We start from the raw sequence: 4,012 nt of genomic DNA, 5'->3' as shown, positions 1-4,012 counted from the left end.
GCCCGGCCGCCTACTTCTAGTATTCTGAAACTGCCAGATGCTTAGCGGTCGGAACTTCTGCGATGCCAGTACACTGCTTATCTGACAAGCATTACGCCATTCATGGCGACCAAAACCCAGCTCAATCAAAACGACATCGTCACACCGGCATAATATGCTCGGCCCGGCTCGTTATAGGTCGACGCACCTGAATTCTCGCGGTAAATGCGTTTATCAAACAGGTTGTTGATACCGGCATTGGCGCGCAGGTTTTTGCTGATGTCGTAATTGAGGTTCAAACCAAACACCGAATACGGGCTGATTTCCTGCGTTGTCATGTTCGAGGTATCGATATTGGTCTCTGCATTTTGACGCGGTTTCTGGAGGCCATACTGCGTCCAGTTGATGTTGGCGCTGAGATCCTGCGTCGCCTGCCACTCCAGCTGCGAGTTGATGGTGAATTCCGGGATCACGGACAGCGGATTGCCGGTTTCCTTACTTTCGGAGCGGAACATGTAGGTAGCGTTGGAGCGCCATTCCAGCGTATCGGCAATTAAAGGAATGGTCAGATTACCTTCCAGTCCTTCCACGATCGCTTTGCCGCCGTTTTCCCAGCGCAATACGTTAAAAACCGGTCGCGTGCTGGAATACACCGGCTCGGTGCCCGACACAATTTTGTTTTTGTAGTCATTGCGGAACCAGGTGATGCCCGCGACGTAGCCTTCGTTGCTGAATTCCAGACCAATCTCTTTGTTGACGCTGGTTTCGGCATCGAGATCGTCGTTACCCAGCAGATAACATTGGCTGAGACCAATCGGGCAGCCGTTGCCACGCGTCGAGAGCAGATAACCCGGCGTTGACTGATAGAGGTTCGGCGCTTTAAACACCCGCGCAATACCGGCTTTCAGGGTGAAGTAGTCGCCTAACCCTTGTGAAACGTTCAGGCTTGGGCTCCAGTTGGCACCAAACTGATCGTGATAATCAAAGCGCAGGCCTGGGATCACTTCGGTGGTATCGGTGGCAGCAATGTTGTCTTCGAAGAACAGAGAACTGATGGTAGCGCTGTTCTTACTGCTGCGCTGCGACGGATCGCCAGAGCTGCCTGGCAGATTGACGCCGCTCGCGTTGGACGCCAGCATTGATGCCGGATCGTTCAGCTCGTCGCGGTTCCACTCCGCGCCCAGCGTCACGGTTTGATCAACCAGCAGCTGCAACGGGAAGTTGATCTCTCCGCCCGCGCGATAGCTTTCCAAACGGCTGGTAGCGTACGTATCGCTGTTGATCATCCCTTCGGTACGACCAGCAGTGCCTTCCTGCAGACGCGTGTTATTGGTTTTCTCGTAGTTGAAGTTGAGCTTCGAGGTTCCCCAATCCCAGATTCCGTTGTGCGCAATGCCGTAGGTTTGGCGATACATGCGGTTCGTTTCATCGCCGTACAGCGATTCGACTAAACCGTCGGTGCTGGCGTTGCTGTTACTGTTTTGCGTATCACCGGCGTAAATGTTGCCCTGACGGCTGTAGCCGTAAGAGAAGTCGACAATTTGCAGCGGCGTGATTTTCCACGACAGCACGGTATTGATGTCTTTATTGCGCACGCCTTCACGGCCCGCCGCGTAAGAACCGTTTTCGGCGGTGTTGATATCGAACGCATCGGCATCGGTACGGTTAATATTGCCGTACAGACGCATGGTCAAGGCATCACCGGCCAGCGGGCCGCTGAGATTGAAGTTAGCGCGTCGCGTATCGCCTTCTTTATCGTTTTCCGGCTGGCTGGTGTAGAGCGACAGCGAGCCGTGCCAGTCATTGGTTGGACGCTTGGTAATGATATTCACCACGCCGCCTGCCGCGCCAGAACCGTAACGTGCAGCGGCTGGGCCTCGAATCACTTCAATGCGCTCCACCATTTCCGCTGGCACCCAATTGGTATCGCCGCGTGAATCACGCTCGCCGCGCCAGCTGTAACGCACTGAGTTACGTGAAGAAACCGGCACGCCGTCGATCATTATCAAGGTGTTTTCCGGGCCCATGCCACGGATATCAATTTGACGATTATTGCCGCGGCTGCCGCTGGCACCGTTACCGGTGAGGTTTACGCCGGGCATTTTGCGGATGATGTCGGAGAGATCGTTAACAGGGGGATTTTTCTTGATGTCTTCAGCCGTAATGGTGGACACGCCCGGTTGCTGTTTGAGCTCCTGCTCGGCGGTGACGATCATTGATTCATCGTCAGCCAGCTTTTCTGTGGTTTCAGCTGCAAAGGCAGGCGACGTTAGCATTCCCGCTAAAAAAAGCGCAATTGGACGCTTTTTGCCACGCATGGTTACATTCACTTAAGTTTTCTCCCTGTTACGTTAACAATTGTAAGTAAATGCGCATGATAATGATAACGTTTCTCATTGTCTATTCAGCGGGACGGCAACAAGCCTGACAATACAAACCTTTACAAAGGATTTTTCGTTGCGGGGTACGCGTTGCGGGGAAGGGAACGCCTAAATTGCTTAGATGAATCCGTTATGAGTAAGAAGAAATGTATCGATGAATATTGGATAAGCAGGCTATTGATTCATTAGCAAATTCTGAATTCTGTTGAGTCTTGGATGCCAAACTGGTGCGGAAATCCCGCCTTGCAACCGTGCTTGCGGCTATTGCCATATTTCGGCAATAGATATGTTTTTTTCGCATTTGTGATTGTTATCTATCTTCCAGAGAATGTTCAGCGGGACGTTCTGAGGATGACAATTCCTTCCGCCACGCGCCTTTCGCGCGAGGTGAGTCAGGAGACAAAACCATCGCTACCTCAACGCCTTTTCCCTGTGGGGAAACTTTTTATAAATCAGGAGAAAGGTTCCAGTGAAATTCGCCAAAGGCATGACTATTCTTGCGCTCGCGCTGAGTGCACACACCGCGTTCGCCGCCGATGAATCCGTCCCAACTGACAGCTCAATCCACGTGCAGGCCGATCCCGCGCTGAAAAGTTTGCTGCCGGCGGATGTGGTGAAACGTGGCTACATTGTTGCCGGAACCAACCCCAACACGCCGCCAACCACCTTCTATAAAGAAGACAACAAAACGTTGGCTGGTCGTGAAATCGATATCATGAATGCCGTGGGAGAGCGCTTGGGAATCCAGGTTCAGTGGCGCGACACCGGCGGTTTCGACAACATCATTCCCGGCCTGAAAACCGGTCGTTACGATGTGGCGCTCTCCAACATCAATGCCACGCCAGCGCGTGCCAAAATCATCGACTTCGTCGGTTACTACGATGCCAGCCGCCTCGGCATTATCGCGCGTAAAGATGCCAACATCGCGCCATTCAAAGAACTGGCGGATGTGTGCGGTAAAGAAGTGGGTGCCGGTTCCGGTACCACGCAGGTCACGCGCCTTGAAGACGCCAGCAAAGCCTGTGAAGCGGCCGGTAAAAAGCCAATCAAAGTTTCAGTATTCCCGGATCGTCCGGCCGGAGTTCAGGCGGTGGTAAGCGGTCGCGTGCCGATGTTCCTTGGCCCGTATGAAGGCTTGCTGTGGCAGGTGAAAGTGATCAAACCGCTGACCATGAGCGGCGAAATCACTGTACACGATGCGCCAGTTTCCGTTGCGTTCCCGAAAGATTCTGCGCTGGAGCCCGCCGTGCAGGCCGCGCTGAACTCGCTGATCAAAGATGGCAGCTACAACAAGATCCTCGACAACTGGGGCATCGGCTTTGGTGCTGTTAAAGAAGCCAAACGCAATCAGGAAATCTTTCAATGAGTGATTTTCACGACCACACCGGCGATTTGAAAATCGTCGGCAAACGTTACTACGGACGCTGGCTGAGTGCGCTGGTGGTGCTGTTGTGCGTGGTGGCGATGGCGAACTCGATGATTAACAATCCACGCTTCGAATGGAGCGTGATTGCGGAGAACTTTACCGGCGAATCGATCCTGCAAGGCGTATTAATGACGCTGCAGCTCACCGCGATCTCTGTGGTGCTGGGTTTTGCTTTTGGTACGGTGCTGGCGCTGATGCGCCTCTCCTCCAATCCGGTACTGGTGGG

General features: G+C 53.4%; 2 protein-coding genes and 1 pseudogene. 2 read left to right on the top strand and 1 reads right to left on the bottom strand.

Going from position 1 to position 4,012, the window contains the following annotated elements; genetic code table 11:
* Positions 1 to 125 precede the first annotated feature (125 nt).
* Positions 126 to 2,297 (bottom strand): TonB-dependent siderophore receptor, encoded by a 2,172-nt coding sequence (locus tag RTM06_RS20025; protein ID WP_312184496.1) that lies wholly within the window; start codon positions 2,295 to 2,297, stop codon positions 126 to 128.
* Positions 2,298 to 2,829: 532 nt separating this feature from the next.
* On the opposite strand from RTM06_RS20025, the gene RTM06_RS20020 reads away from it, so the two are divergent.
* Together RTM06_RS20020 and RTM06_RS20015 are read left to right on the top strand one after the other, a co-directional pair.
* Positions 2,830 to 3,726, top strand: a complete 897-nt coding sequence (locus RTM06_RS20020; protein ID WP_256698847.1) for an ABC transporter substrate-binding protein — start codon at positions 2,830 to 2,832, stop codon at positions 3,724 to 3,726.
* Positions 3,723 to 4,012, top strand: a pseudogene (locus tag RTM06_RS20015) (amino acid ABC transporter permease); the annotation flags it as partial. The gene RTM06_RS20020 and the pseudogene RTM06_RS20015, both read left to right, overlap by 4 nt.

It is taken from the genome of Pantoea sp. CTOTU46764 (genome assembly GCF_031974595.1).
GTDB classification, from domain to species: domain Bacteria; phylum Pseudomonadota; class Gammaproteobacteria; order Enterobacterales; family Enterobacteriaceae; genus Pantoea; species Pantoea trifolii.
This window is presented reverse-complemented; position numbering and strand designations above follow the sequence as displayed.

What these genes read in the sequence shown, in the direction of transcription:
- RTM06_RS20025 (WP_312184496.1), bottom strand. Translation starts at nt 2,297, where the DNA reads ATGCGTGGCAAAAAGCGTCCAATTGCGCTTTTTTTAGCGGGAATGCTA.